Consider the following 24,174-nt stretch of genomic DNA (forward strand, 5'->3'; position numbering starts at 1 on the left):
GACCTCTTTGCCGCACAGCCCGGATGGGTTCCGGAAGCCTCCGGGCGCGCCGGCATCGAGGACGGCCCGTGTAAGCCAGACCGGGCCGGGGGAGCAACCGGAATGCGGGCCCCGCCCTTGCGTCTAAACGCATCGGCCGGAAAAGCTTGACCGGATCCGAGAAAAAACCCGGCGGGCGCGGGCCTGCCGGGTCGAATCAGGTGATCGGCCTATGGCGCATTCAGCGCAGCGAGCCGCAGAAGCGCTGGATGCGGTGGCAGGCCTCTTCCAGGAGCTGGTTCGAGGTCGCGTAGGAGATGCGCAGGTTGGGGCCCAAGCCGAAGGCCGAGCCGTGCACCGAGGCGACGCCCTCGGCCATCAGCAGCTCGGTGACGAAATCCTCGTCGGTCTCGATCACCTTGCCGGACTCGGTGCGCTTGCCGATCAGCTCGGCGCAGGACGGATAGACGTAGAACGCGCCTTCCGGCGTCGGGCAGCGCAGGCCGTTGGTCTGGTTCAGCATCGACACGACGAGGTCGCGCCGGGTCTGGAAGGCGGCCCGGAACTCGGCCAGGTGGTCCTGCGGCCCGTCGAGGGCGGCGACCGCCGCCCATTGCGAGATCGTGGCCGCACCCGAGGTCTGCTGGCCCTGGACGAAGTCCATCGCCTTGATCAGCTGCTCGGGTCCGGCGGCGTAGCCGATGCGCCAGCCGGTCATCGCGTAGGACTTCGAGACGCCGTTCATCGTCAGCGTCCGGTCGTAGAGCGCCGGCTCGACCTGGGCCGGGGTCACGAAGGTGAAGTCGCCGTAGACCAGGTGCTCGTACATGTCGTCGGTGAGCACCCAGACATGGGGATGGCGCACCAGCACGTCGGTGAGCGCCTTCATCTCGGCATGGCTGTAGGCGGCGCCCGACGGGTTCGAGGGGGAGTTGAGGATCACCCACTTGGTCTTCGGCGTGATGGCGCGCTCCAGCTCCTCCGGCTGGAGCTTGAAGTTCGTCGCCATCGTGGTCTCGCAGAAGACCGGGGTGCCGCCGCACAGGCCGACCATCTCCGGGTACGACACCCAGTAGGGCCGCGGGATCACCACCTCGTCACCCGGGTTCAGGGTGGCGAGCAGCGCGTTGTAGATCACCTGCTTGCCGCCGGTGCCGACGATGGTCTGGCTCGGCTTGTAGTCGAGGTCGTTCTCGCGCTTGAACTTGCGGGCGATCGCCTCGCGCAGGGGCACGATGCCGGAGACCGGCGGATACTTGGTCTCGCCGCGGGCGATGGCCTCGACGGCGGCCTGCTTGATGTGCTGGGGCGTGTCGAAATCCGGCTCGCCGACCGACAGGCTGATGACGTCGCGCCCCTGGGCTTTCAGGTCCCGCGCCTTCTGGGTCATCACGATGGTGGCGGAGGGTTTCACGCGCGAGAGGGCGTCGGCCAGAAAGCCCATGATGATCGACTCCGGACAAGAAGCTTTGGGACACGGCCCGGTCTGGCCGCGCTTGGGCCGCCCGGGTCTTCGAGCGGGCGGGACCCTAGTCCCGCGCGTCGGTGCGGGCAAGCGGCGCGGTGCCCGAAGAAGAGGCTGTCCCGCCTCGCGAAATCGCCGGTTCTGGACTTTTCCGCGCACCCCATGACACCGTACCGGGCCGGGCCCGGGAGCCCGGGCGGTGGCGGGACCGATCGGCGATGGGCGAGGCGGAGCGTGTGCGGCGGGTATCCGAGGAAATCGGCCTCGCGGTCGACCATGCCGCCTGCGACCCCGCCGCCTGGGACGCCGTGATGGCGGAGATCGGCCGCCTCCTGCCCGGGGTCTGGCCGGTGCTCCAGATGGTCGATGCCGCCGCCGGGACCGGCCTGCCGCTCGTCCAGTGGGGCTGGGACCCCGCCCATATCCGGGCCTACGAGGCGCATTACGGCGCGGTGAACCCGTGGATCTCCGTGATCCTGACGACGCCCACGATGGTGGCGATGCATTCCGAGGAGCGGATGCCGGTCTCGTCCCTGCGCCGCACCGAATTTTACGCGGACTGGCTGTCGCGGCTCGGCGGCATGACGGCCTCGAGCGGGATCAAGCTGATCGATGCCGACGGCCGCCTGGCGGTGCTGAACCTCCAGCACGACCTCGCCCGGGCGTCCCGCGACCACGGCCGGCTCGCTGCCGTGATGGGGCGGATCGGCCCGCGGATGCGCCGGGCGATCGAGACCAACCGGGCCTGCTTCCCGGTGAGCGCCGCGCTTGCGCCCGGGGAGACGCTGCTGGAGCGGGTGGCGGATCCCGCCTTCGTGGTGACGCGGGACTTGGTGACGCGGGACCTGCGCCTCGTCGAGGCGAGCCGCGCCGGCCGGGCCCTGATCGCCGAGGGCGAGGTGCTGCGGGTCGGCGCCCTCGACCGGATCCAGGTGAGGAACCCGGACCTTGCCGCGGCGATGGCCCGCGAGGCGGCGCTCGCCTGCGGCGACGCCCCCTCCCCCGGGAGCCCACCGGGCCCGATGCGGATCGGCGGGGAGACCTGGCAGGTCACGGCGATCGGCCTGCGCCAGGACCTGCGCGGCGTGCTCGGGATGGCGCGGCTGCTGGTGCCGGACCAGCTCGCCCTCATCGTCCTGCGCCGGGTGGCGGCCTCGGGCGGCGGCGGACCGGAGCGCTTGGCCGGGTTCGGGCTTTCCCCGGCGGAGGCGCGGCTCGCCCTGCTGATGGACGGGTCGCGCTCCCTGGTCGAGGCCGCCGCGAGCCTCGGCATCCGTCACGAGACCGCCCGCTCGCAGCTGCGCCAGGTCTTCGCCAAGCTCGGAGTGTCGCGGCAATCCGAGCTCGCGGTGTTCATCCTCCGGCTCAGGCAGGGCGCCTGAGCCGGAGAGCGGCAAGGTCAGCCCGGAATCACGTCCACGATCTCGTAGGTATCCGGATCGATGATGACGATGTCGTCGCCGACCAGCACGTACTGGAAGCCGCGATAGGCCGGGACCAGGGTGAGGATCGCCGGCGGCAGGGCGTGCAGCGTCACCGAGCGCGGCACCGCGACGCCGGCGCGCAGGGCGAAGTTGACGCCCGTCAGCGGCCGCACGCCGGAGCGCACGATGGTCTGGCGGAACTCGGTGCGCTTCGTGGTGTCGAGCCGCGAGACGGCGCCCCTCGCCTCGGACCGGCCGCCGCCGCGCTCGCCGCGTTCACCCCGCTCGGCTCCACGCTCGCCGCGATCTCCCCGCTCGGCTCCGCGCTCGCCACGCTCCGCGCCGCGCTCGCCGCGGTCTCCCCGCTCGCCGCGCTCCGCGCCACGCTCACCGCGCTCGCCGCGCTCCGCGCCACGCTCGCCGCCCGGCTCGGTCCCGCGTCCGCCCCGCTCGCCCTGCTCGGCCCCGCGCGCGCCGGCACCCGGCTGGGCGCCCTCGCCACCGGCCCGGCCGCCAGGGGCCCCCGGCTGCTGGCCCGCGCCGCCCGCCGGCCCGGCCCCGCCGCCCGGCTGGGCCGCACCGGCGCCACCGCGAGGACCGGCCGCACCACCCGCGCCGCCACCGGCCCCCACGCCCGCGCCACCGCCGGCACCACCGACGCCCGCTCCTCCGCCGGCACCACCCGCGGCCCCGCCGGCCGCACCCGCACCGCCGCCCCCTGCTCCGCCGCCGGCACCACCTGCGCCACCCTGTGCGAAGGCCGTGGCCGCGCCGAGCACCAGCACGGCGGCCGTCATCGTTCCCCGAAGCGCCTTGCCGCGAATGAGCTTGCTCATGTGACCCCTCTCCCGGCACCGCACCCGCGCGGCCGATGGCGCGGGTTGCTGCAGTGCCGGGCCGCAACGGAGAGGTGTGGGAAATGGTTCCGCACACCCGCCCGGTCCCGGAGGACCGGGCGGGCGGGCCTCAGCCGATCGCCTCCGCCACCGCGAGCCCGCAGGCCGCCGTGTCGGCGTTGCCGCCGAGGTCGCGGGTGCGCAAAGTCCGCTCGGCCAGCACCCGCTCGATGCCGGCGACGATCTCGGCCGCGGCGTCCTTCTCGCCCAGATGCTCCAGCATCATCGCGCCGGACCAGATCTGGCCGATCGGGTTGGCGATGCCCTGGCCGGCGATGTCCGGGGCCGAGCCGTGGACCGGCTCGAACAGCGACGGAAAATCCCGGTCCGGGTTGATGTTGCCGGACGGCGCGATGCCGATCGTGCCGGTGCAGGCGGGGCCGAGATCCGACAGGATATCGCCGAAGAGGTTGGAGGCCACCACCACGTCGAACCAGTCCGGATGCAGCACGAAATGCGCCGTCAGGATGTCGATGTGGTACTTGTCCCAGGCGACGTCGGGATAGTGGCGCGCCATCTCCTGCACCCGCTCGTCCCAGTACGGCATGGTGATCGAGATGCCGTTCGACTTGGTGGCCGAGGTCAGGTGCTTCTTCGGCCGGCTGCTCGCCAGCTCGAAGGCGAATTTCAGAACCCGGTCGGTGCCGCGGCGGGTGAAGACCGATTCCTGCACGGCGAATTCGCGATCGGTGCCCTGGAACATCCGGCCGCCGACCGAGGAATACTCGCCCTCGGTGTTCTCGCGCACGACCCAGAAGTCGATGTCGCCGGGCTTGCGGCCGGCGAGCGGGCTCGGCACGCCGGGCATCAACCGGACCGGGCGCAGGTTGATGTACTGGTCGAACTCGCGCCGGAACAGGATCAGCGAGTTCCACAAGGAGACGTGGTCCGGGATCTTCTCCGGCCAGCCGACGGCACCGAAGAAGATCGCGTCGTGCCCGCCGATCTGCGCCTTCCAGTCCTCCGGCATCATCCGGCCGTGCTTGGCGTAGTAATCGTAGGACGAGAAGTCGAACCAGTCCTGCTGCAGCGTGAAGCCGTGGCGCTTGGCCGCCTGCTCCAGCACGCGCACGCCCTCCGGCACCGTCTCCTTGCCGATGCCGTCCCCGGGGATCACGGCGATGCGGTAATGGCGCTTGGCTGACGGCATGGGATTCCCTCCTGTTTTTTCGCCCCCGCCGTCGCGCATCCGGCCGCCCCGGTCAATCGCCGTTCGGTGTCTCTCACAAAACTCCCGATCACCGTCGTCGCTCGCTGTGGCAGCATCGGTGCAACGGGAGTTTTGTGAGGTGCACTCACGCCACCTCTCCGACGCTCGCCCTGCGCTGGCGGTCGAGCTCGTCGCTGTAGCGCTTGAGGGTGTGCTTCTCGGTGAGGATGCCGATCACCCGGGCGGCCTCGCGGCTCTCGACCACCGCGAGCGCCTCGCTCTCGGCCTTGTCGAACAGGGCGACCGCCTCCTTGGCGTTCATCTGCGGCACGAGCACCTGATCGCGGTAGCGCAAGAGATCGGCGACCCGGGTCTCGGCCGCCTTGTCGTCGATCGGCGCGGCATGGGCCTCGGCCACCAGCACGATGCCGGCATAGAGCCCGGCCTCGTCGACGGCGACGACCTGGGTCCCTGAACCGAGCGGGAAGGCGCGCCGGAACGCCGCCAGCGTGGTGTCGCTGCGCACGGTGCGGACCTCCCGGCGCATCAGCTGGCCGACCGTGAGGGTGCGGATCCAGCCGACATCGTGGGCGCTGCGGATCGACTCGCCGCGCAGATGGAAGCGCCAGGTCGCGAAGGAATAGCCGAAGGTCTTGCGGACGGTGAGCGAGGAGGCGATCACCGCCACCAGCACCAGGCCGGCGATGGGGAAGTCGCCGGTCACCTCCAGCGCCAGGAAGGTCATCGTCATCGGCCCGCCGATCACCGCGACGGCGAGCGCGCTCATCCCCACCACCGCGTAGGTCACCGGCGGCAGCACCATGGCGACCAGCGGCGGGGCCAGCATCACGAAGATCTTGCCGGCGAGCGCCCCGAGGAACAGCGAGGCGAAGAACAGCCCGCCGCGAAAGCCCGAGCCGATCGAGACCGCCGAGGCGAGCGCCTTGGCGAGGAAAAGGAGGATCAGCCCGGCCGCGCCGGTCGCCGCACCGTCCTCGGTCAGGTTGAGGTGGAGCGCCCCGTGCCCGGCCGAGAGCACCTGCGGCGTCGCCACCAAAGCCAGCACCCCGACCGCGACGCCGCCGAGGACCGGCCGGGCGAGCGGCGGCACCTTGGTGCGGCGCACCCCCTCCTCCACCAGCGTGACGCCCTGCATGATCAGGATGCCGAGACCGGCGCAGATCAGCCCGAGGCCCAGCGTCGGCAGGTAATCGGCCGGGCCGACCGGCGGGGTCGGCCCGATGGTGATGACCGTCTGGTGCCCGAGGATCGCCCGGGACACGAAGGCGCCGGCCAAGGCCGCGGTGACCACCGGCGTGAGCGAGGCGATGGCGTAGGTGCCGATGATCAGCTCGAAGGCGTAGAACGCCCCGGTCAGCGGCGCCCCGAACGCCGCCGCGATGGCGGCCGCCGCCGCGCAGCCCACAAGGATCCGCATGTCGTTGCGGCGCAACTCGAAGCTGAGGCCCAGGCGCGAGGCGAATCCGGCCGAGATCTGGGTATAGCCGGCCTCGAGCCCGACGGAGGCGCCGCAGCCGTTCGAGATCAGGTTCTGGACCGCGACCAGCACGGAGTCGCGCAGCGAGAGCCGGCCGCCATGCAGCGCGTTGGCCTCGATCGGGTCGATCACCGGGCTGCCCGGGACCCGCCGCACCCGGCTCCCGAGCCAGAGCGCCAACCCGAGAGCGACGCCGCCCAGAGCCGGTACGCCGAGCGCCACCAGCGGCGGCACGTGGGCCGTCGCGCTCAGGCGCTCGTCGAGGTCGAGGCCGAACAGCCATTCATGCGCCCCTTGCGCCGCCCAGCCCATGAAGCTGACCAGCGCCCCCGACACGCAGCCGACGAGGGCCGCGAGCAGGATCAGGCCGATCTCGCCGCCGCGCACCCAGGCGCGCAAGGCCCCCGGCGCCTGCACGAGAGCGCTCTCCGTCAGGGAGCGGCGGACCGTCTCGGATTTCGGCGTCATCGGACCGGAGGATCGGGCTTGTCGGGAATCGGCGGGCGCCGGCCGCGGTTTACGGCGTGGAGGCCGACCGGTCGATGACCATTCGGAATGGAGCCGGCGCAGATTCCCGCCCTTTCGGTGCGAAAGCCGCGGATCGGCGCTTGCCACGACGCTCGGGCCGGACTACACAGCCCCCCGTCGCGAGCCGCCATAGCTCAGTTGGTTAGAGCGCTAGATTGTGGATCTAGAGGTCCCCCGTTCGAGCCGGGGTGGCGGTACCACGGACACTCGCGGATCGAAGCACCGGCGCCGGGCGCCGCGGATGCGCCGAACGATCCGCACCAATCCTTTCAAATTTGTTAAGGCATCGGACAAGTGGTCTGTGCACATCTGTCCCCGGAACGAGGGGAGGACGGTGTGCAGCGCTACTTCTTCGATCTGAGCGCCGGTGCGTGGCAGTGCCGGGACGATATCGGGCTCATTCTGTGCAGCCAGGACGAGATCCGCGGCGAGGCGACCCGGACGGCGATCGAGTTCGCCGGGGCGGGCCTGGCCGGTGCCGATCTCTCCGACCTGAGGGTTCGGGTCCGCGACCGGACCGGCGAGCCCGTCATGACCGTGAGCCTCGCCCTCACCGTGCGCGGGCCGGAGGAGCCGTTGCGGCTGGCGTCGCGCGCTGCCCGGCCCCGGATGGTGCGGGCTGCCTGACGGCGGCAGCGGGCGGTCGGTACCGCCCGCCCTACCCGGTTGCGATCCGGCGGCCGGCAAGGCCGCGCGCGGCGGCGAGCCCGATCAGGGCGCCGCCCGCGCTCGCCGCGAAGTCGACGGCCTGCGCGGTGCGGCCCGGGACCCAGAACTGTCCGATCTCCAGGATGCCGGCGAGGAGCGCGAGGCTGAGGCCGAGACGCCAGGCCGGCAGGCGGGGAAAGCCCAAGCCGAGAAGCCCCGCCGTGCCCGCATAGGCGAGGAGGTGCTCGACCTGGCCGGCTGCGCCGGTGCGCAGCTCCCAGTCCTTGGGGATCCAGGACAGCCAGACCAGAACCGGCAGGCAGGCGAGGCCCGCCATCCCGGCGATGCGCCGCAGATCCGGCCGCGCGATCGACCCCATGCCCCGCCCCTTTCGTCCCGGTCACCTGCCGCCCCGGCCCACCCGGCGTCTCGCCCGGATGGTCGACCGGACGGACCCGGCCGCACAAGCGCGCCATCGGGTGCGGCACCGGTCCTCGACCCTCGCGATCGGGGTTACGCCGATGGCGGTAGATGGAACGATCGGCCAAGCGGTGCGATAGCCGGACAGAGAGCCGGAGGCGCCCGATGACCGATACCGCCGAGACGTCCCTTCCCCCCGGCGCCGCCCCGTCCGAGGCCGAGCGCGACGAGGAGGCGTTCCACATCCCGGACGAGCTCGCGCTGGCGCTGACCGAGTTCGCGGCCGTGGAGCAGGTCTCCCGCGGGGAAGCGATCTGCCTCATCCTGCGGGATTACCTGCGGGCCAAGGGTTACCTGCCAAGGGTTACCTGAAGGGCGCGCCCTGGCCTTAGGCCCTCCGCGGTCGTCAGGCCGCGCCGCGCAGCTGGATCTCCAGGCGGCCGACATCCTCCGTCAGCCGCTCGACGATGCGCCGCGCCTCGCCGTCCCCGGGCGCGGCCCGCAGGGCGTCGGACGCCGCCGCGAGCGATTCGCGCTTGGCCTGGAGCGCGAAGGCGATCTGGGCCCTGGCCATCTCGGGTGTCCTGTCGGCCATGTCTGTCCTCCTCCGATACCGGTGATGCGAAGAGACCATCGAGCCAACGCGCCGGGTGCGGTCCGGATGCGGTGGATGCGACGATTCGGACGCGCGACGCGAAAAGCAGGTCCCTCGCGCGAGGAACCTGCGTTGAGATCATGCTCCGTCGCCAACCGATCGACCGTCGGGACGATCGATCGGCGGGATCCTGCGTCAGCAGTCGTTGGCCTGCTGCGCGGCGGTCTTCTCGCCTTTCGACTGCCGGCTGACATCGGCCGGCGAGGTCGCGGTCTGCGAGCCGAGATTCTGCATCGCCCCCACCGTACCGGGCGATTCGGCCTTCGCGCCGGGCGTGACCGAGGCGGTGGAGGACGGATCGACGTTCGAGCTCTTGTCCATCTTCTGCGCCGTATTCCCGGCGGTCTGCCCGGGCGCGCAGGGGCCGGCGGTCGCCCCGAGCGTCCCGGCGAGCAGGAAGAGGCCGGCACCGAGCGCGATAAAGCGTGTCATCGAATTTCCTCCGAGGGTTGTTGTCTCCGCTCAACAACCACACGGATATCCGGTTCCTCGCCCATTGGGCTGCGGCAAGCCCGGCCGATCTTCGCGAGCGCGCGAATCCGAAACCGGATTCCGAAAGCCCAATCGCGGTAGCAGCGCTGCCACAGATTTCGATCGCCGGCAAAACCGAAAATGCCGCTTGCGTTTTGTGCGCTGCACGCTAATGTGTGCATCGCACGGTCGCGATGGCGTCGCGGCGGTGCAGCCCTCTTTGGGCGTTTCCTCCCTAGACTTCGGGCCGCTCGCAAGAGCGGCCTTTTTTTCTTGGGGCGGAGTCATCTCCTCGACCCATGGGGTGAACGCGAAGAAGGGCCGCGCACGGCGCAGCCCCTCGACGAACGATCGGATCAGTGCGGGGCCGTGGGGTCAGCTCGGCAGCATCTCCCCCGGGCGCGACTGGGCGTAGAGGCTCGCCCCGGCATCGGCCCCGACGACCCGCACCAGGGCGGCCTGGTCGCAGGTGCCGGCGATGCGCAGGCCGAGCCGGTGCAGATGGTCCTTGTCGGTGCAGTAGGCCGCCAGCCGCGCCCGTCCGGTCACGGGCATGCGCGAGACCAGCGCATCCACGTCGTCCTCGCTGGCCCGGTGCAAGACGGCCAGGAGTTCGAGGGGAATCGGGTAGCGCGCGAACGCCGTGGGCAGCGGGCGGGTCTGAGCTTGCGGCATGGATCACCTCGGTGCGGTTCAGGTTCGCCCGATCCTCCGACGCGCATGGTTAGCGAACGGTTAAGGCGCCGGCGGTACCGCTCACGGCCAGTGTCGGAGAGGAACGCACCGGCTTCCGCGGTGGTACCGCGCCCGTCACATCGATCGGACCGGCCGGCGCGGCACCGGGCCGCAACGATCAGACCGGCGGTTCGAGCTTCGTTACCACGTCATGGGTCAATTCGCCGAGATCGCGCGTGGCCGGATCATACGCATAACGTATGGAGCAACCTTTCGCGCGAATGATTGTAGTGGAAATCCCGCGCCGATTCGCGGACCGGCAATTGGTCGACCGGACTGAGACGTGATGAGTGAGCAGACCAGTGCGGAGGCCGTCTCGGCCGAAGCCGTGCGCCGTAGCCTCGACGGTTGCTTGCGTGCGCCCGCATTCCGGCGGTCGCAGAAGCTGGCGGCCTTCCTGAGCTACGTCGTCGAGGAGGAACTGGCCGGGCGGGGTGAGGGCATCAAGGCCTACACCATCGCCACCCAGGCCCTCGGCCGGGCCGACAGCTTCGATCCGAGCAACGATCCGAGCGTGCGGGTCGAGGCCGGCCGCCTGCGCCGCGTCCTCGACGAGGTCTATGCCGACGAAGGCCGGCAATGGCCGATCCGGATCCTGGTGCCCGTCGGCGCCTACCGCCCGACCTTCGTGCCTCAGGCGGGCGAGGAGGCGCCGCCGGAGGACACGACACGGCCCGTCGCCGTCCTGGTCCCGATGTCGCCCCCGGCTGTCGCGCGGCCGGTGCGGCGCATCGGGGCCCAGGCCCTGGCGCTGTTCGACACCCGCGGCCAGGCCGTGCTGGCGCTGCTCCTCGCGGTGATCGCGTTCCTGCTCGCCGTCGAGGTCGCGCTGCAGATCTACGTCCTCACCGCCGCCTGAGCGCCGTGCCCTTCGGTATAGGTCACATAGCCTGGGAACCGGACGACGACTTGCGCTGTTCATTGCGCTGTTCAGTGACGTCCGTGACATGACGTACGGGAGATGACCATGCGCAAGATGATCGCCGGTGCCGTTCTGGCCGTGGGTCTGGCCGGGTTCGCCGGCGCCGCCGAGGCGAAGGGCTGCATCAAGGGAGCGGTCGTCGGCGGCATCGCCGGCCACGCCGTCGGCCATACCTTCGCGGGCGCCGCCGCGGGCTGCGCGCTTGGGCGCCATCAGGCCAACAAGCGCCAACGCGACCGCGACACCGCCGTTCAGCCCGCCCCCGCCCGCTGACTCCGCCACCGCTTCGCCGCATCGCAGCATCGACCTGCGCAGTCACCGATCCGGCCCCGCAGGTCGAGCTTGGCCGTAACGGGCCCCGAATGCTCGCAGGCCCTGACTGCGAAGCTTGTGTGAGGTACGGCTGAGCTGTGCGAGCGCTGCCGTCATATCGCCACATCTCACCGGCTTCTTGCGCCCCAGAGGCGTGGAAACCGGGGCGACACATCACATGCGGCGTCGAGCGGACGGAGCGGCACGGCGGAGCGGCTTGCGGATGGCGGGAGCCCACGGGAATGTCCTCTCGGGGCATGCCGTCTCGGGGGACACCCTGGCGCTCGGCACCCGTGCCGCGCATGGCGGCATGCCCTGCATGGCGCGGACGCTGCTCGCGGCGGGGTGCCTGGCGGCGGGTCTCTCCGCCCTGCTGCACCAGCACGGCGGCGACCTGATGACGTCCCGCCCCTCGGTCACCATGATGGCCGACCTCCTGGTGATGCCGACTCCCAAGATCCAGACCGTCAAGGTCCCGCCGGCCGCCGCCCGCGACACCGCCGCGACCGCCTCCTCGATGGCGCCCCTGCGCGAGCCGGTCCACGACCTCGACACCGCGCTGGGCTCGGCCGGCGTCGACCGGGTCTCCTACGACGACCTGCTCGCCGCCAGCACCGGGGGCGACCCCAACGAGGTGCTGAGCTTCGGGCCGATGCGGATCCGCCGCCACCTCGTCCAGACCATCGTGCGCGCCGCGGCGACCGTACGGACCGATCCGGTGCTGCTGATGGCGGTGGCCGACAAGGAATCGAGCTTCCTCACTGAGGTCCAGGCCCGGACCTCCTCGGCCACCGGCCTCTACCAGTTCATCGAGCGCACCTGGCTGCAGGTGATGCGGGAATTCGGCGCCCAGCACGGCTATGCCCGCGAGGCGGCGCTGATCGGCGAGGATAACGGCGTCGCCGATCCGGCCGAGCGCGCCCGCATCCTCGACCTGCGCCGCGATCCCTCGCTGGCCGCCGTGATGGCGGGCGAGATGCTGAAGCGCGATTCCGCCCGCATCGCCGCCCGGATCGGCCGCGACCTCACCCTCGGCGAGACCTACCTCGCCCACTTCCTCGGGCCGGACGACGCCGAGCGCTTCATGGCCAAGGTGGTCGAGGAGCCGAAGGCCGAGGCCGCCGCCCTGCTGCCGAAGCCCGCCAAGGCCAACCGGCCGATCTTCTACGAGCGCGTCGGCCGCCGGAAGGCCCGCAGCCTCACGGTGGCGCAGGTCCACGACAAGTTCGAGGCGATGATGAGCACCCGCGGCGCCCGCTATCGCGACGTCGGCGCCCTGATGGGCGTGATGGCCTACGCCGCCGATACCCCCTGAGAGCCTACCAAAAAGCAATGCCGTCGCGCCTCCTGCTGGGGAAACCTCGCCGCGCGTCGAGATTTATTCTCCTGACCGAGTTCACTGGATCAGGAGGTGGCGATGGGCGCGGCGGGCGCCGGGTGCCGGATGGGCGGCACGCAACTCAAACCCACCCTCTCCCTCGACGCCCTCGGGGCGGGCCTCGCCGCGGCCTATGACGGCCTGATGGCCGAGGCGGTGCCCGAGCGGCTGGGCGCACTCCTGCGCCAGCTCGAGTGGAACGAGGCGGAGACGGGCCTGGCAGCCGGCGGCGATGCACGGCGCCCGGACGGCGCCGGGGCATCCGTGGGGAGTCCGCCCGGGATCGCCGCCGGGCGCCTCGCCCTGCTGGTCGGCGACGTGCCGGCCGCCGGGGATGCGACGTCGCTCCTGGCACGCGCGGGCCTCGAGACCCGCCGCTGCATCGACCCGGATGCGGGCCTTGAGGCCTTGCGCCTCCATGGCGGAGACGTCGCCCTGGTGCTGATCGGCCTGCCGACCGAGCGCGCCGGCGCCCTCGACGGGGCCGGCCTCGCCCGGGCCGTCGCGACGCTCTGGCCGACCGTCCACCTCGTCGTGGCGCAGCCGCCCCCGCCCGGGGCCCGGGTGCCGGACGCGCTGCTGCCGCCGCAGGCGGTGCCGCTCGACCGAGCGCCCGACCTCCTGGGCCTCGCCGAGCAGGCGGCGCGCAGCCCGCGCCCGCCGGTGGCGTGAGTGCACCTCACAAATCTCCCGCTGCACCGCCGCCGCAGCGGTCGGCATCGGCGACCGGGAGTTTCGTAAGGGACACGAAATCCGTCATGCGGCTTGGTCTCCGCCGGGAGGTTTCCCCTTCCGGCGGATTTGATCGGCACGGCGATCGTGCCTTAGTGTCAGGCAGGTCGGTCGCGTCGCTCGAGAGCCGCGCGGCCACCGGGAGGTCGAACGGATCGGGGGATCTGGCATGAAGACGAACGAGCGCGACAGCTACCGGGCCGAATACGCCGCGACGGCGGGCCAGCAGGCGGCCTTCTTCCGCGAGCAGGCCGAGCGCCACCGCCAACAGGCCGAGCAGGCGCGGGTCTTCGCCGAGTTGAGCCCGGGCGAGGAGAGCCTGGAACAGAGCCGGCGGGCCGAGCGGCTCGAAACCCTGGGGCGCCACGACGACACGATGGCGGACGCCTTCGAGGCCCGCGCCCGCCGCAGCTGACGCGAGGGCGCAGCCCGCGCCGACGCTCCTGCGACCGGCCGCGTTCGCGCACGCGATGTCCCATGCTCGGCCGTCGATGCAATGGGCCGAGGATGGGTAGCCAAGGGCCCGGCTTGGCCGCGGATTGGCCGGCGCGGCAAAACTTCGCTCAGCGCCTGCCGATTATTTGGGCAACCGCCGGCGGCGCGGAGCCTTACCCTGTGTTGTGGTCGAGGGCATCGGCCCATCGACGGCATCAGGGAGCCAGCAGCGTCATGAGGATTCGGACCGGGTACGCGATCGCCTTCGATTCCCCGGCACCGACGCCGATGCTGCTGATGCTCAGCGTGCATCCCTCGCGGCTCGGCGACTGCATAACGCCGCCGACGATGCGCTTCGACCCGCCGATCCCGGCGCGCGACTATGCCGACCGCTACGGCAATACCTGCACCCGCATCGTCGCACCGCCGGGACGGCTGACCGTCTCCGCCGATTTCCTGATCCAGGATAGCGGCCGGCCGGACGATTATGCGCCGGACGCCGTGCAGCACCCTGTGCAGGACCTGCCCGACGAGGTGATGGTCTACCTGCTCGGCAGCCGCTATTGCGACACCGACAAGCTGTCGAACACCGCCTGGCAGCTCTTCGGCCATACGCCGGAGGGCTGGGCCCGGGTCCAGGCCATCGTGACTTACGTCCACAACCACATCCGCTTCGACTACCAGCGCGCCGACGCCACCCGCTCGGCCCTCGACGGCTTCAACCAGCGCGAGGGCGTGTGCCGCGACTTCGCGCACCTCGCCGTCACCTTCTGCCGCTGCATGAACATCCCGGCGCGCTACTGCACCGGCTATCTCGGCGATATCGGCGTGCCGGCCGTGCCCGACCCGATGGATTTCTCGGCCTGGTTCGAGGTCTATCTGGGTGGGCGCTGGTACACGTTCGACGCGCGCCACAACAAGCCGCGGATCGGCCGCATCCTCATGGCGCGGGGGCGCGATGCCACCGACGTCGCCATCTCGACCAATTTCGGCCCCTCGCTGCTCGCCGGCTTCCAGGTTCATACCGACGAGGTCGCGTGAGCGCCCGGCCCTGTCCGTCGGATGCAACGCGATCGGTCAACCACTCGTGAACCGCTCCACCGGACTCGGTACTCCACCTTCGCGATAAGCGTCGCTTTAACCGGGAACCACTGAGCCGGGACAGCATTGTACAGCAAAGGTAACTGCTGAGGTAAGGCTCCGGCCATGAAGATCTTCGCTACTGCCCTGGCGGGCGCCCTGAGCGTGTGCGTTCTTGCCTCCGCGCCGGCCAAGGCCGCCCCCTACGATCCCTTCGACGCCAATCCCGGCGAGGATTACTACGCCAGCCAGCCCTACGGTGCGCCGGGCGCCCGGACGCAGGGCTATTATAGCCAGGGCCAGTACGGCCAAGGGCAAGCCGCCGGCAGCACCGACCAGGCGCAGGTCGCCCCGATCCCGCGCGAGCTGGTGCCCTTCAACGGCGCCTACGCCCCGGGCACGATCGTGGTTTCCACCGCCGAGCGCCGGCTCTACCTCGTCCTCGGCGACGGCATGGCCCTGCGCTACGGCGTCGGCGTCGGCCGTCCGGGCTTCACCTGGTCGGGCACGAAGACGATCACCGCCAAGCGCGAATGGCCGTCCTGGACGCCCCCGAAGGAGATGCTGGCCCGCCGCCCCGACCTGCCGCGCTACATGGCCGGCGGCATCGACAACCCGCTCGGCGCCCGCGCGATGTATATCGGCGGCACGCTCTACCGCATCCACGGCTCGAACGAGCCCGACACGATCGGCCAGGCCGTGTCCTCCGGCTGCATCCGCATGACCAACGACGACGTCACCGACCTGTATTCGCGGGTCAAGGTCGGCGCCAAGGTGGTGGTGCTGAACTGACGCCGCCCGGGCGGGAACGCCGCCCGGATCGCCGGTTTCTCTCCGGACAAGGGCCGCCGAAGGGCGGCCCTTTTTCGCGTCGGGCGGGTCTTTCCGAGAGCCGCCCTTTGCCCTGTCAGGGCGACACGCGGCCCGGAGCCGGCGGCTGCGGCGCGCTGAAGCTCGCCAGCGGCACGTCGCAGAAGCAGCGGGCGCCGAGCGGCCGCGGGCCGGGCAGCGGGCAGGAATAGGGCTGCGGGCCGGTGAAGCCGCGCTGCACCGCGTCGCAATTGTAGCCGACCGCGCGCCGCGGCGGCGGGCGCTCGTACCGGTCGTAGCCGTAGCCGGGGGGCGTATCCTCCCGGTAGTACTGCGCCTGGGCCGCGCCGGTCATGACCGCGACCAACAGGACGGCCGACGACAGGCCGGCGCGAACGAACCCTCGCATCATTGCGTTCCTCTCTGGCGGGGAGTTACCGTACGTGACGCCGCGCATGGGGCGCCCCGGCGCCGCATCGGTAGCCGAACCGCCCCGGCCCGGCAAATCCGCGGCGGATGCGCCGCGCGATCGAGTTCCGGGATCGAGCCAGGGAGATCCGCCGTGACCACCTCGGCCCAGTGGCAGCGCACCCTCGATGCGGTCCTCGAACTCGCCGAGGACATCGCCCGCCTCTCGCCCGACTGCGCCGATCGGGCGATGCAGATCGTCCGGCTCCTGCGCGCCGTCGACCCGCCGACGCGACGGGCCGGCACCGGCAGTCCCGACGACCTCGACGAGGACGACCTCGACGAGATGGATGTCGGCGTCGGCCCGCTCAACCGCCGCAGGGCGTCGGACGCGGTGTGACGGCGGCCCGTCCGGCAGAGCTTCAAAGGCGATCGGCGTGATCGCGAGGCCCCGGCGCCTACTGGCCGATCGCGGCAGCGGCCGGCTCGGGCATCGCCGCGGCGGTCTGGGGAACCGGCGGCGTGGGCTTGCGCAGGACGAAGTGGCGGAACTCCACCGGGCGCCGCGGCGGCAGCGGCATCTTGGGGCCGGCCTCGGGCTCGGGCAGCGCGGCGGCCGGATCGAGGGAGGCGACCGTGGCGGCGGCGGGCGGGGCGGCCGGTGCGGGAGCGGCGGCCGCCGGAGCCGCCGCGAGGCTGACCGTCTGGCCGGAGGTCGGGAACGGCAGGACGGCGGCGTTGCCCGCATAGGCGAGGACGGCGCCGGGGGCCGGGGCGGCGTGGAAGGCCAGGGAGGCCGGGCGAACCGGCGGCAGCGGCACGGTGACGACCGGATCGGCGGCGGCGGCTTGCGCCGTCGCCGGCGCCACGGCCTCGGGTGCCTGGACCTGCGCGGCGGCCGGCTGGTAGGCGGCGAGGGCCTGCGGGGCCGCCGGCGGCGGCAGCGTGTATTGCGGCGCCGCGCCGGGCTGGGCGACGGCGCTCGACAGGGCGGCGACCGACGGGTCGGCGGAGGCGGTGGCAACCGCATTCGGCTGGCGGGCGCCGAACACGCTGCCGAGGAACTTGTTGAGCGGGTTGGTGGGAAGCTCCCGCACCGGCGGCGCCTCGAGCTCGGCCACGTCGGTGCGCACCCCCGCCCGCTTGGCGGCGTAGTAATAGCCGCGGGCGTAGTAGCTGTAGGCCTGGGCCTCGTTGCCGTGTGCGGTCTTGTAGGCGCCGGCGAGATAGGCGACGCCGTAGGTCAGGTTGACCCGGGCATCGAGCAGGCCGGAGGCCGGGCCGTTATAGCCCAGAGCCCGGGCGGTGCCGTGCTTGATCTGCATCAGGCCGAGCGCCCCGCCGCGGCCGACCGCGCGGGGATTGTAGCCGCTCTCCCGCTTCACCACCCGGTGGATGAAGCTCGCCGGGACGCCGTTGGCCTTGGCATGCGCCTCGATCAGCGCGTCGATGTTGTCGCGGGCGGGGCTCACCTGGGCCGTGGCCGGGAGCGGCGCCGCGACGGCGACGGCGATGAGGAGGCGCTTGCGCATGCAACAACCTGCTGGAGGAAGCCGGTGCGCTGCCGCACCGACGGGAAGGCCCATCCTGCTCCGGTTCAAATGCGGCGGGAAAGAGACTTGGCCGTTCCACCCCCCGACTTGGCCGTTAACTGAGCCGTCGGATACCCAGGTTTCGCAGTGCGGTGTGGCCGCACGGACACAACGGCCAAGCTTTTTTCGCCTCTGACGGTGGAGTCGCGATGTCCCGTGATTCGGCTGATTCGTCTCAGCGGCGGCCCCCGCCCCCGAACCCGCCGCCGCCGCCGAAGCCCTCGCCGCCGCCCGGCCGGCCGAACCCGCCGGGCCCCCCCTGCGGAGCCAGGCCGCCCGGCCCGCCGAAGCCGCCTCCCATGCCGCCCTGGCCTCCGATGCCACCTTGGCCGCCGGGCCCGCCGAAGCGGCCCATCCCGTCCCCGCCCGGCAGGCGCGGGTCGATCTCGCCGCGGCCCGGGCCGCCGAAGCGTCCGCCTTCGGAGCCGCCGAACGGCCGGTCCCCGCCGAGATCGGGCGACCGGCCGAACCCGCCGGATCGCCCGCCGGGCTCGCCGCGCGGGCCGCCGGGGGAACCACCGCGGGAGCCGCCAGAGGCGCCACCATGGGAGCCCCCGTGAGGACCGCCCTGTCCGCCGCCCGGACCGCCCCGGGATCCGCCCTGACCCGGACGGCCCGGGCCGCCCTGCCCGCGGCCGCCCTCCCGCCCGGCCGGGTCGGGCCGCAGGCGCACGCCCTCGAGGTCGAGCCGGCCGCCGCGGCCGGCGCGGCCGTCGAGGATCGCGAGCCCGCCGCCGGCCGGGACGAGGCCGCCGCGGCCGGTCACCGCGTAGCCGGCGCCGGTGCGCAGAGCGCCGCCCTCGCGGGTCACGTAGGCCTCGATCGAGAGGCGCCGCACCTCGGCGCCGAACGGCTCGCTCGCCGGCAGCCCCCGCATCACCGCGAGCCGCCCGCCCGCGAGGCTGCCCTGGACCACCGCCCGGCCGCCGGCGAGCGCCGGATCGAGACCCGAGAGCGGCAGGTTGCCGATGCGCAGGGCGCCCGCGGGCCCGCGCCGCACCGGGCCGGCGACGAGGTCCGGCGCGTCGCCGGCCGGGTCGATCCGGCTCGCCGCGATGCTGCCGTCCGGCCGGCGCAGCCCGCTCACCGCGACCCTTTCGCCGAGCACCGGCCGCGGCATCCCGGGCGGCAGCCCGGCGGTCGCGACCATCTGGCCGAGCACCGTCAGCCGGTCCGCGCCGAGGCCCTGCACCGGGCCGACCACCTCGTGGATCACCGCGATGCCGGCGGTGGAGAGACCGCCCTCCCCCGGCTGCGCCAGGGTGCGCACCACCTGGCCGACGCGCAGGTCCTCGACCCGGGCCGGGCGCCCGTCGATCGTCACCGGCACGTCGGCCGGGTAGGCGATGCGCAGGTCGTTGACGATGATGCTGCCGAAGCCCCGGATGGTGCCGACGACGCCGGTGCCGCCGATGCCGCGGTCGCCCTCCTCGTCGGGCCCGGGCCGGATGCCGGTGCCGCCGATCCCCTGGTCGAGAATCTTGTCGCCGGCAGCCCCGGCAGGCCCGGCGGCCGCGAGCCAGCTCGCGCCGGAGAGGAGGCGCAGGAGGCCGCGCCGGGTGACGGAGGAAGCGCGTCGCACGGGCCGCTCCCTCACGCCTTCGGCTCGGGCCGAGGGGCCTCTTCGGCATAGATGTAGATGCCGAAGTTCCAGCGCGCGTCGCCGCCCGGATCGGTCTCGCAGGCCGCATGCGCCTCGCGGTTGGCCTGCTGCAGCGCCTCCATGGCGATCTCCCGCGCCCGCCCCTCCAGCCGCCGCGCCAAGGCGGGCGACAGCCCGTCGTAATGCACGGCGCGCTCCAGGAAGCGCGGCTTCTCCTCCAGGATGTTGGCGACCGCGGCGGCGATGTGGTCGTGGAGGTTGCGGCCGAAATAGTAGAGCTGCTGGCTGCCGCCGCCGCTCGGCACGAAGGCCGCCTCGGCCAGCACGATGCGCTCCTCGTCGTCCAGGGTGACGAGGCCGCGGTCGAGCCACTCGTCCAGCACCGCCCGCGGGCGCAGGTCCTTGGTCACGGAGGCGACCAGGCTCTCGAAGGACGGGCCGCTCTCGGCCGCGCGAGGCAGGGGCTTCGGCCGGCCGTCGGCCTCGGTGAAGTCGGGCGCGGCGACCCAGCGGGCGATGATGCGGCTGGTGCGCGAGACCGCGGCCGGCACCGCGCTCACCGGCGCGCCTGCCCCGCGCAGGCGCCGCACCTCCTTGCGGTGGATGCCGGTGAGCAGGCTCACCCGGCTGTCGGTCTGGTCCTTGCCGGGCAGGGCGAAGTCGTACTCGGCGACGTTCACGTAGAGCTCGCGCAGCAGGTCGGTCAGCGCCGGGAAGGTGATCCCGCTGCGCACGAACAGGCGCACCAGCGGGCGCAGCAGCCGGGCGAGCGGGGCCTGCAGCGCGCCGGCATCCGGCGGCAATCGTGGGATCGGCTCTGACATCACCGCCTTTGTAGCCCAGGAGCCGTGGGACACAATCCCACGAAAGCGCGGCGCGCAGCGATTTCCCGTTGACGTGGGAATCTTGCCCACATAGAGAATTGACGTGGTCAGATTTCCCACGCCGTCCGACGCCACAGGATCCCCCGATGGCCAGCTCCCCTCCCCTCGTCTGCCGCGCCGCCGAGCCGCTCCGGATCGCGAAAGTCCGTCGGCCCCGGCCGGTGTCGCGGCTGCCCGTGGCGATGCTGGTGCGCGCCCTGGCGGTCATCGCCGGATTGGGGCTGCCGGTGGCGGCGGCGACGCTCGCCGACCTCGCCCATCCCGTGCCCTCGGCCCCGGCCCGCTGACAGAGGAATCCGCCCCCATGCTCGAAGCCCTGCGCAGCGACCGGCCCCACCCCGCACCCCTCGGCCGGGCCTTTCCGGCGCCGGAGATCGAGGAGCCTCGCTCGGCCCTCCGCTCCCGGCACGAGCCGGCGGATGGCGGCGAAACCATCATCGTCGCCGCCCTCTGCCTCGTCATCGGCGGCGCGATCCTGCTGGTCGCCCTCCAGGCGATCTGCATCGTCCAGAACCTCTGACCCGGTTCGGACCCGACACCTGACGGCCCGGACGGTCCGCCGCCCCGGCCCCCATGCACCCCACGAAACGGCATCCTCGATGACAAGACCCACCGCAGCGCTCGGCCAAAGCAGGTTTCGCAAAACTGGCCACCGGTTTTGCGATAAAAACCTGCGTCACGAAAAGGACCTGAGCGGAGGAAGCGTCGGCTTGCCAGCGCAAGTCTGCTTGGCCGGCGCGCTCGCCCTCACGGCTGTCCTCACGTCCCTGTCGCCGGCCGCCGCCGCAGACCTGCCGCGCCGGGCCGCCCCGCCGCCGGCCTTCACCCCCGTCCCGGTCTTCACCTGGACCGGCTTCTATGCCGGCGTGAACGCGGGCGCCGGATTCGGCGGCGGGGGCGGCACCTTCACGGATGCCACCTACGGCACCGCGACCCTGGGCCACCGCGACGCCGCCTTCGTGGGCGGCGGCCAGATCGGCTACAATTACCAGTTCACGCCGGGCTCCGGCTTCGTGATCGGCGCCGAGGCCGACATCCAGGGCACCACCTTCGGGCGGGCCCGCAGCGGGCTCGTCGGGTCCACGACCTTCTACGACGTCGGCCCGAGCCTCGACTGGTTCGGCACGGTGCGCGGCCGGATCGGCTACGCCTTCGACCGCTTCCTGGTCTACGGCACCGGCGGCTTCGCCTATGGCGGCGGCGGCACCCCGGCGAACGCCTCGTATTATACCGGCACCCTGCCGGGGACCTTCCGCACCGGCTGGACCGCCGGCGGCGGCGTCGAATACGCCATCACCGAGCGCCTGAGCGCCCGGATCGAGGCGCTCTACGTCAGCCTCGACCGCAACGGCGGCAGCGGCGGCCTCGTCTACGACACCGGGACCAACGCCTACTACGGCCTCGGCAAGCCCAAGTCGGAGTTCGGCGTGGTGCGCGCCGGCCTGAATTACCGGTTCTCGACGGACTGACCCCAGCAGGCCGCGTCGAGAAGGAGCCGGGGGCGATGCGGGAGCATCGTCCCCGGTCTTCTTCGCCGGGCCGCCCTGCGCGGCCTGGCGGACTACTTGTCGAGGGCGTTCTCGATGACGTCCTTGGCCTTGCCGCGCTCCTGCTGCGCCTGTCCCCGGAGCTTCTGCTCGCGCCCCTCGGCCTTCAGCGACTCGTCCTCGGTCAGGTTGCCGACGCCGCGCTTGGCGCTGCCGACCGCCTCGTTGGCGAGGCCCTTGAGCCGGTCGACCGCACCCGCCGTCGTCGGCGTGTCGTCGGCGAGGGCAGGCCCCACGGAAGCGAGGGCGAGCCCCAGGAAGGCGCCACGGAGCGCCGAGATGCGGATGCTGCTCATGCGGGAAATCCCGACAGTTTCAGGGGAGCGCGGTCATACCGGCCGCAACCGCCCGGGCAATGATGCGGCTGCACCAGATCGGGCTGCCGGATACCGGTAGAGGGCCGACCGGTCCGTCGCCAGCCGGTCCATGGCCGGATTCCCGCCGCGGGCCGAGCGGTCGCGTCACGCCTTCGTGTCGATCAGCTGCGCGACCCGGCGCAACGCCAGCAAGTATCCTTGCGTGCCGAGCCCCGCGATCACCCCGTCGGCGCGCAGCGAGACGTAGGAGTGATGGCGGAAGGCCTCGCGCTTGTGCACGTTCGAGATGTGAACCTCGATCACCGGCGCCTCGACGGTGTTGAGCGCGTCGAGGATCGCCACCGAGGTATGGGTGAAGGCCGCCGGGTTGATGACGATCCCGCCGGCGGTCTCGCGCGCCTCGTGGACCCAGTCGATGATCTCGTATTCGCGGTTCGACTGGTGGAAGCGGATCTCCAGGTCGAGCTCGCCGGCGAGCGCCCGGCACGAGGCCTCGACGTCGGCGAGCGTCTCGCTGCCGTAGATGTGCGGCTGGCGCTTGCCGAGCAGATTCAGGTTCGGGCCGTTCAGCACATAGACGAGGCGGCTCATGACGGGGCTCCTTCGCGGGGCACGGGGACAGCGCGTTAGGCGCCCGTCCGCCGCCTCGCGTCAACCATCGCGCCAGAGCCGGACGGCATCGCCACGATAGGCGAACGGCATTGGCCCGCGGAGGCCTGCGGCGGCGATGATCTCCCTCGACGAAGCGGGACATCCGGTCCCGTTCCCCGAAAGGATCCCTTCCGATGCGCAGCCTTCTCCTTGCCGGCGTCGTGCTCGCCGCCTTCTCCACCGGCTCCGCCCAGGCCTGGACCCAGTCGCTTCTGCATCCCGAGAGCCGGGACGCCGCGATCGTGACCGCGATGCCGGCGCCCCCGCATTATACCGGCTACGGCGAGTCCGGCATCCGGGCGGCGCGCCGGGTGCCCCCGATGGTCCGCTCCACGGCCGCGCCGGTGCGGCCCTCCGACCCGCCGGCCTGGCCCTCCTGCCCGTGGTGCTGACAAGCGTCGTTCCCGACCGGCCTCCGTGGTGTTAGCCTCGACGCAGTCCCCGGCATCGGGGCCCTTCGGTGCGAGGCCGATGCTGCGGAGGGCGACGATGGAGATGCACCAGATCCGGTACTTCCTGGCGCTGTGCGAGGAACACAACTTCACCCGCGCGGCCCAGGCCTGCCACGTCACCCAGCCCTCCCTCACCCGGGCGATCCATTTCCTGGAAGAGGAGCTGGGCGGGCCCCTGTTCCATCGCGAGCGCACCGGCACGCAGCTCTCCGAGCTCGGCCGTACCGTGCGGCCCTACCTGGAGGAGGTCTATGCCAAGGCGCAGGCCGCGCAAGCCGAGGCCCGCGCCTTCGGCCGACAGCGCCGCACCCGCCTGACGCTGGGGGTGATGTGCACGATCCAGCCCGACGCCCTGGTCGGGCTGATCGGGGGCCTGAGGTCGCGGCATCCCGACCTCGAGCTCGACATCGTCGATGCCAGCGCCGGGGCCCTCGAGGAGCGCCTGCTGGCGGGGTCGCTGGAGGTCGCGCTCTACTGCCTGCCGGGCCGCGAGCCCGATCCGCGGCTGCACCACCTCGCCCTGTTCCGCGAGCCGATGGCGATCGCGGTGGCGGCCGGCCACCCGCTCGCGGCGCTCGAGGCGATCCGGCCGCAGGATCTCAGCGGTCAGCACTACGTGCATCGCCTCAACTGCGAGTTCCGCGGCGTCGCAGGCCCGATCTGGGAAGCGCAGGGCTGCACCGATTGCGAGACGGTCTACCGGAGCGAGCGCGACGACTGGATCCTGGCGATGATCGCCTCGGGGCTCGGCTTCGGCTTCATGCCGCGCTCCTGCGTGACCCATCCCGGGGTGGTCGCGCGCCCGCTGGTGGAGCCGGAATTCTGGCGCGAGGTCAACCTCGTCACCGTCCGCGGCCGGCCGCATGCCCCGGCGGTCGGGGCGCTGCTGCGCGAGGCGATGCGGGCGGAATGGTTCGGTGCACCGGCGCTTGCGACCGAGCGCGAGCGGGCGCGGGGCGGCGAGCGTTGAGGCCGGCTACCTGGGCATGAGACACGCCCGGGCGTTCGCGCAGCGGTCTTGACAGATTCAGAGCCTGTTTGAGTCGAGAGATCAGCATAGCGAGGGATTTATTATCCCACACACGACCTCATCCTGAGGTGCGACTGAAAGGAGCCTCGAAGGAGGGCTCCAGATACCGTTGCGATCCCTGGAGCCCTCCTTCGAGGTCAGTCGATTTTCAA

The 24,174-nt window shown here is 72.1% G+C and carries 30 protein-coding genes and 1 tRNA gene; 17 read left to right on the plus strand and 14 right to left on the minus strand.

Annotated features, from left to right (window positions below):
- Window positions 1-220: 220 nt before the first annotated feature.
- Window positions 221-1,423, minus strand: a complete 1,203-nt coding sequence (locus HBB12_RS22890) for a pyridoxal phosphate-dependent aminotransferase (protein WP_236991461.1) — start codon at window positions 1,421-1,423, stop codon at window positions 221-223.
- A gap of 257 nt (window positions 1,424-1,680) precedes the next feature.
- On the opposite strand from HBB12_RS22890, the gene HBB12_RS22895 reads away from it, so the two are divergent.
- Complete coding sequence (locus tag HBB12_RS22895; protein ID WP_236991462.1) at window positions 1,681-2,826, plus strand: helix-turn-helix transcriptional regulator; 1,146 nt, start codon at window positions 1,681-1,683, stop codon at window positions 2,824-2,826.
- Between the two features lie 17 nt (window positions 2,827-2,843).
- Here HBB12_RS22895 and HBB12_RS22900 read toward each other — a convergent pair whose 3' ends face one another.
- From HBB12_RS22900 to HBB12_RS22910, 3 genes are all read right to left on the minus strand, one after another.
- Window positions 2,844-3,704 carry a DUF1236 domain-containing protein gene (locus tag HBB12_RS22900; protein WP_236991463.1) on the minus strand — a complete coding sequence of 287 codons (861 nt, stop codon included), beginning with the start codon at window positions 3,702-3,704 and terminating at the stop codon, window positions 2,844-2,846.
- 130 nt (window positions 3,705-3,834) lie between these two features.
- A complete protein-coding gene (locus HBB12_RS22905) occupies window positions 3,835-4,914 on the minus strand; it encodes a tartrate dehydrogenase (protein ID WP_236991464.1) in 1,080 nt (359 codons plus the stop codon).
- Window positions 4,915-5,059: 145 nt separating this feature from the next.
- Window positions 5,060-6,880, minus strand: coding sequence for a chloride channel protein (locus tag HBB12_RS22910; protein WP_236991465.1), 1,821 nt, complete (start codon window positions 6,878-6,880; stop codon window positions 5,060-5,062).
- A gap of 183 nt (window positions 6,881-7,063) precedes the next feature.
- Between HBB12_RS22910 and HBB12_RS22915 the strand changes: the two genes are divergently transcribed.
- Window positions 7,064-7,140 (plus strand) — tRNA-His (locus HBB12_RS22915).
- A 136-nt stretch (window positions 7,141-7,276) separates the two neighbouring features.
- On the plus strand, window positions 7,277-7,567 hold the full coding sequence (locus tag HBB12_RS22920) for a DUF6894 family protein (protein WP_236991466.1): 291 nt from the start codon (window positions 7,277-7,279) through the stop codon (window positions 7,565-7,567).
- Window positions 7,568-7,598: 31 nt separating this feature from the next.
- Here the strand turns inward: HBB12_RS22920 and HBB12_RS22925 are convergent, their stop codons facing one another.
- The gene (locus HBB12_RS22925) at window positions 7,599-7,967 is read right to left on the minus strand and encodes a VanZ family protein (RefSeq protein ID WP_236991467.1); all 369 of its coding nucleotides are present in this window, start codon (window positions 7,965-7,967) and stop codon (window positions 7,599-7,601) included.
- A 206-nt stretch (window positions 7,968-8,173) separates the two neighbouring features.
- Between HBB12_RS22925 and HBB12_RS22930 the strand changes: the two genes are divergently transcribed.
- Window positions 8,174-8,380 carry a hypothetical protein gene (locus HBB12_RS22930; RefSeq protein ID WP_236991468.1) on the plus strand — a complete coding sequence of 69 codons (207 nt, stop codon included), beginning with the start codon at window positions 8,174-8,176 and terminating at the stop codon, window positions 8,378-8,380.
- 34 nt (window positions 8,381-8,414) lie between these two features.
- Here the strand turns inward: HBB12_RS22930 and HBB12_RS22935 are convergent, their stop codons facing one another.
- The 3 genes from HBB12_RS22935 to HBB12_RS22945 form a co-directional block, all read right to left on the minus strand.
- Window positions 8,415-8,603 (minus strand): hypothetical protein, encoded by a 189-nt coding sequence (locus HBB12_RS22935; RefSeq protein ID WP_236991469.1) that lies wholly within the window; start codon window positions 8,601-8,603, stop codon window positions 8,415-8,417.
- Between the two features lie 195 nt (window positions 8,604-8,798).
- The gene (locus HBB12_RS22940) at window positions 8,799-9,095 is read right to left on the minus strand and encodes a hypothetical protein (protein WP_236991470.1); all 297 of its coding nucleotides are present in this window, start codon (window positions 9,093-9,095) and stop codon (window positions 8,799-8,801) included.
- A gap of 414 nt (window positions 9,096-9,509) precedes the next feature.
- A complete protein-coding gene (locus HBB12_RS22945; protein WP_236991471.1) occupies window positions 9,510-9,809 on the minus strand; it encodes a hypothetical protein in 300 nt (99 codons plus the stop codon).
- Window positions 9,810-10,155: 346 nt separating this feature from the next.
- Between HBB12_RS22945 and HBB12_RS22950 the strand changes: the two genes are divergently transcribed.
- The 7 genes from HBB12_RS22950 to HBB12_RS22980 all read left to right on the plus strand — a co-directional run bounded on the left by HBB12_RS22950 (window position 10,156) and on the right by HBB12_RS22980 (window position 15,520).
- Complete coding sequence (locus HBB12_RS22950; protein ID WP_236991472.1) at window positions 10,156-10,728, plus strand: hypothetical protein; 573 nt, start codon at window positions 10,156-10,158, stop codon at window positions 10,726-10,728.
- Between the two features lie 108 nt (window positions 10,729-10,836).
- Window positions 10,837-11,064 carry a hypothetical protein gene (locus HBB12_RS22955; RefSeq protein ID WP_236991473.1) on the plus strand — a complete coding sequence of 76 codons (228 nt, stop codon included), beginning with the start codon at window positions 10,837-10,839 and terminating at the stop codon, window positions 11,062-11,064.
- Window positions 11,065-11,326: 262 nt separating this feature from the next.
- Window positions 11,327-12,418: a transglycosylase SLT domain-containing protein gene (locus HBB12_RS22960; RefSeq protein WP_236991474.1), complete on the plus strand. Its 1,092-nt coding sequence runs from the start codon at window positions 11,327-11,329 to the stop codon at window positions 12,416-12,418.
- Between the two features lie 102 nt (window positions 12,419-12,520).
- Entirely contained in the window at window positions 12,521-13,153 is a 633-nt protein-coding gene (locus HBB12_RS22965; RefSeq protein ID WP_236991475.1) for a response regulator, read from the plus strand.
- A gap of 229 nt (window positions 13,154-13,382) precedes the next feature.
- Window positions 13,383-13,628, plus strand: coding sequence for a hypothetical protein (locus HBB12_RS22970; protein WP_236991476.1), 246 nt, complete (start codon window positions 13,383-13,385; stop codon window positions 13,626-13,628).
- A gap of 254 nt (window positions 13,629-13,882) precedes the next feature.
- Window positions 13,883-14,689 carry a transglutaminase-like domain-containing protein gene (locus tag HBB12_RS22975; protein ID WP_236991477.1) on the plus strand — a complete coding sequence of 269 codons (807 nt, stop codon included), beginning with the start codon at window positions 13,883-13,885 and terminating at the stop codon, window positions 14,687-14,689.
- Between the two features lie 165 nt (window positions 14,690-14,854).
- Window positions 14,855-15,520: a L,D-transpeptidase gene (locus tag HBB12_RS22980; protein ID WP_236991478.1), complete on the plus strand. Its 666-nt coding sequence runs from the start codon at window positions 14,855-14,857 to the stop codon at window positions 15,518-15,520.
- A gap of 115 nt (window positions 15,521-15,635) precedes the next feature.
- Here HBB12_RS22980 and HBB12_RS22985 read toward each other — a convergent pair whose 3' ends face one another.
- Window positions 15,636-15,947: a hypothetical protein gene (locus tag HBB12_RS22985; RefSeq protein ID WP_236991479.1), complete on the minus strand. Its 312-nt coding sequence runs from the start codon at window positions 15,945-15,947 to the stop codon at window positions 15,636-15,638.
- Between the two features lie 153 nt (window positions 15,948-16,100).
- On the opposite strand from HBB12_RS22985, the gene HBB12_RS22990 reads away from it, so the two are divergent.
- On the plus strand, window positions 16,101-16,346 hold the full coding sequence (locus tag HBB12_RS22990) for a hypothetical protein (protein ID WP_236991480.1): 246 nt from the start codon (window positions 16,101-16,103) through the stop codon (window positions 16,344-16,346).
- A 58-nt stretch (window positions 16,347-16,404) separates the two neighbouring features.
- Here HBB12_RS22990 and HBB12_RS22995 read toward each other — a convergent pair whose 3' ends face one another.
- The 3 genes from HBB12_RS22995 to HBB12_RS23005 all read right to left on the minus strand — a co-directional run bounded on the left by HBB12_RS22995 (window position 16,405) and on the right by HBB12_RS23005 (window position 19,965).
- The gene (locus HBB12_RS22995; RefSeq protein ID WP_236991481.1) at window positions 16,405-17,478 is read right to left on the minus strand and encodes a transglycosylase SLT domain-containing protein; all 1,074 of its coding nucleotides are present in this window, start codon (window positions 17,476-17,478) and stop codon (window positions 16,405-16,407) included.
- Between the two features lie 235 nt (window positions 17,479-17,713).
- Window positions 17,714-19,120 (minus strand): DUF5666 domain-containing protein, encoded by a 1,407-nt coding sequence (locus tag HBB12_RS23000; protein WP_236991482.1) that lies wholly within the window; start codon window positions 19,118-19,120, stop codon window positions 17,714-17,716.
- Between the two features lie 11 nt (window positions 19,121-19,131).
- A complete protein-coding gene (locus HBB12_RS23005; RefSeq protein ID WP_236991483.1) occupies window positions 19,132-19,965 on the minus strand; it encodes a DUF6502 family protein in 834 nt (277 codons plus the stop codon).
- A gap of 146 nt (window positions 19,966-20,111) precedes the next feature.
- Between HBB12_RS23005 and HBB12_RS23010 the strand changes: the two genes are divergently transcribed.
- From HBB12_RS23010 to HBB12_RS23020, 3 genes are all read left to right on the plus strand, one after another.
- Entirely contained in the window at window positions 20,112-20,312 is a 201-nt protein-coding gene (locus tag HBB12_RS23010; RefSeq protein ID WP_236991484.1) for a hypothetical protein, read from the plus strand.
- Between the two features lie 17 nt (window positions 20,313-20,329).
- The gene (locus tag HBB12_RS23015; protein WP_236991485.1) at window positions 20,330-20,545 is read left to right on the plus strand and encodes a hypothetical protein; all 216 of its coding nucleotides are present in this window, start codon (window positions 20,330-20,332) and stop codon (window positions 20,543-20,545) included.
- A gap of 190 nt (window positions 20,546-20,735) precedes the next feature.
- Window positions 20,736-21,494, plus strand: a complete 759-nt coding sequence (locus HBB12_RS23020; protein ID WP_236991486.1) for an outer membrane protein — start codon at window positions 20,736-20,738, stop codon at window positions 21,492-21,494.
- A 92-nt stretch (window positions 21,495-21,586) separates the two neighbouring features.
- Here HBB12_RS23020 and HBB12_RS23025 read toward each other — a convergent pair whose 3' ends face one another.
- Both HBB12_RS23025 and aroQ read right to left on the minus strand, forming a co-directional pair.
- Complete coding sequence (locus HBB12_RS23025; protein WP_336886948.1) at window positions 21,587-21,868, minus strand: CsbD family protein; 282 nt, start codon at window positions 21,866-21,868, stop codon at window positions 21,587-21,589.
- 165 nt (window positions 21,869-22,033) lie between these two features.
- On the minus strand, window positions 22,034-22,480 hold the full coding sequence (gene aroQ, locus HBB12_RS23030) for a type II 3-dehydroquinate dehydratase (protein ID WP_236991487.1): 447 nt from the start codon (window positions 22,478-22,480) through the stop codon (window positions 22,034-22,036).
- A 194-nt stretch (window positions 22,481-22,674) separates the two neighbouring features.
- Between aroQ and HBB12_RS23035 the strand changes: the two genes are divergently transcribed.
- A complete protein-coding gene (locus HBB12_RS23035; protein ID WP_236991488.1) occupies window positions 22,675-22,932 on the plus strand; it encodes a hypothetical protein in 258 nt (85 codons plus the stop codon).
- A 97-nt stretch (window positions 22,933-23,029) separates the two neighbouring features.
- The gene (locus HBB12_RS23040; protein ID WP_236991489.1) at window positions 23,030-23,962 is read left to right on the plus strand and encodes a LysR family transcriptional regulator; all 933 of its coding nucleotides are present in this window, start codon (window positions 23,030-23,032) and stop codon (window positions 23,960-23,962) included.
- Window positions 23,963-24,174: the final 212 nt, after the last annotated feature.

Origin of the sequence: Methylobacterium sp. SyP6R (assembly GCF_019216885.1) — a bacterium.
Taxonomy (GTDB): Bacteria; Pseudomonadota; Alphaproteobacteria; order Rhizobiales; family Beijerinckiaceae; genus Methylobacterium.

Excerpts from the sequence above, each read along its gene's own strand:
- HBB12_RS22950 (WP_236991472.1), top strand. The coding sequence starts at position 10,156 with ATGAGTGAGCAGACCAGTGCGGAGGCCGTCTCGGCCGAAGCCGTGCGC.
- HBB12_RS22930 (WP_236991468.1), top strand. The coding sequence starts at position 8,174 with ATGACCGATACCGCCGAGACGTCCCTTCCCCCCGGCGCCGCCCCGTCC.
- HBB12_RS22995 (WP_236991481.1), bottom strand. The coding sequence starts at position 17,478 with ATGCGCAAGCGCCTCCTCATCGCCGTCGCCGTCGCGGCGCCGCTCCCG.
- HBB12_RS22945 (WP_236991471.1), bottom strand. The coding sequence starts at position 9,809 with ATGCCGCAAGCTCAGACCCGCCCGCTGCCCACGGCGTTCGCGCGCTAC.
- HBB12_RS23040 (WP_236991489.1), top strand. The coding sequence starts at position 23,030 with ATGGAGATGCACCAGATCCGGTACTTCCTGGCGCTGTGCGAGGAACAC.
- HBB12_RS22935 (WP_236991469.1), bottom strand. The coding sequence starts at position 8,603 with ATGGCCGACAGGACACCCGAGATGGCCAGGGCCCAGATCGCCTTCGCG.
- HBB12_RS22960 (WP_236991474.1), top strand. The coding sequence starts at position 11,327 with ATGGCGGGAGCCCACGGGAATGTCCTCTCGGGGCATGCCGTCTCGGGG.
- HBB12_RS22955 (WP_236991473.1), top strand. The coding sequence starts at position 10,837 with ATGCGCAAGATGATCGCCGGTGCCGTTCTGGCCGTGGGTCTGGCCGGG.
- HBB12_RS22940 (WP_236991470.1), bottom strand. The coding sequence starts at position 9,095 with ATGACACGCTTTATCGCGCTCGGTGCCGGCCTCTTCCTGCTCGCCGGG.
- HBB12_RS23005 (WP_236991483.1), bottom strand. The coding sequence starts at position 19,965 with ATGTCAGAGCCGATCCCACGATTGCCGCCGGATGCCGGCGCGCTGCAG.
- HBB12_RS23035 (WP_236991488.1), top strand. The coding sequence starts at position 22,675 with ATGCGCAGCCTTCTCCTTGCCGGCGTCGTGCTCGCCGCCTTCTCCACC.
- aroQ (WP_236991487.1), bottom strand. The coding sequence starts at position 22,480 with ATGAGCCGCCTCGTCTATGTGCTGAACGGCCCGAACCTGAATCTGCTC.
- HBB12_RS22985 (WP_236991479.1), bottom strand. The coding sequence starts at position 15,947 with ATGCGAGGGTTCGTTCGCGCCGGCCTGTCGTCGGCCGTCCTGTTGGTC.
- HBB12_RS22965 (WP_236991475.1), top strand. The coding sequence starts at position 12,521 with ATGGGCGCGGCGGGCGCCGGGTGCCGGATGGGCGGCACGCAACTCAAA.
- HBB12_RS23010 (WP_236991484.1), top strand. The coding sequence starts at position 20,112 with ATGGCCAGCTCCCCTCCCCTCGTCTGCCGCGCCGCCGAGCCGCTCCGG.
- HBB12_RS23015 (WP_236991485.1), top strand. The coding sequence starts at position 20,330 with ATGCTCGAAGCCCTGCGCAGCGACCGGCCCCACCCCGCACCCCTCGGC.
- HBB12_RS22980 (WP_236991478.1), top strand. The coding sequence starts at position 14,855 with ATGAAGATCTTCGCTACTGCCCTGGCGGGCGCCCTGAGCGTGTGCGTT.
- HBB12_RS22905 (WP_236991464.1), bottom strand. The coding sequence starts at position 4,914 with ATGCCGTCAGCCAAGCGCCATTACCGCATCGCCGTGATCCCCGGGGAC.
- HBB12_RS23025 (WP_336886948.1), bottom strand. The coding sequence starts at position 21,868 with ATGAGCAGCATCCGCATCTCGGCGCTCCGTGGCGCCTTCCTGGGGCTC.
- HBB12_RS22900 (WP_236991463.1), bottom strand. The coding sequence starts at position 3,704 with ATGAGCAAGCTCATTCGCGGCAAGGCGCTTCGGGGAACGATGACGGCC.
- HBB12_RS22975 (WP_236991477.1), top strand. The coding sequence starts at position 13,883 with ATGAGGATTCGGACCGGGTACGCGATCGCCTTCGATTCCCCGGCACCG.
- HBB12_RS22925 (WP_236991467.1), bottom strand. The coding sequence starts at position 7,967 with ATGGGGTCGATCGCGCGGCCGGATCTGCGGCGCATCGCCGGGATGGCG.
- HBB12_RS22910 (WP_236991465.1), bottom strand. The coding sequence starts at position 6,880 with ATGACGCCGAAATCCGAGACGGTCCGCCGCTCCCTGACGGAGAGCGCT.
- HBB12_RS22970 (WP_236991476.1), top strand. The coding sequence starts at position 13,383 with ATGAAGACGAACGAGCGCGACAGCTACCGGGCCGAATACGCCGCGACG.
- HBB12_RS22890 (WP_236991461.1), bottom strand. The coding sequence starts at position 1,423 with ATGGGCTTTCTGGCCGACGCCCTCTCGCGCGTGAAACCCTCCGCCACC.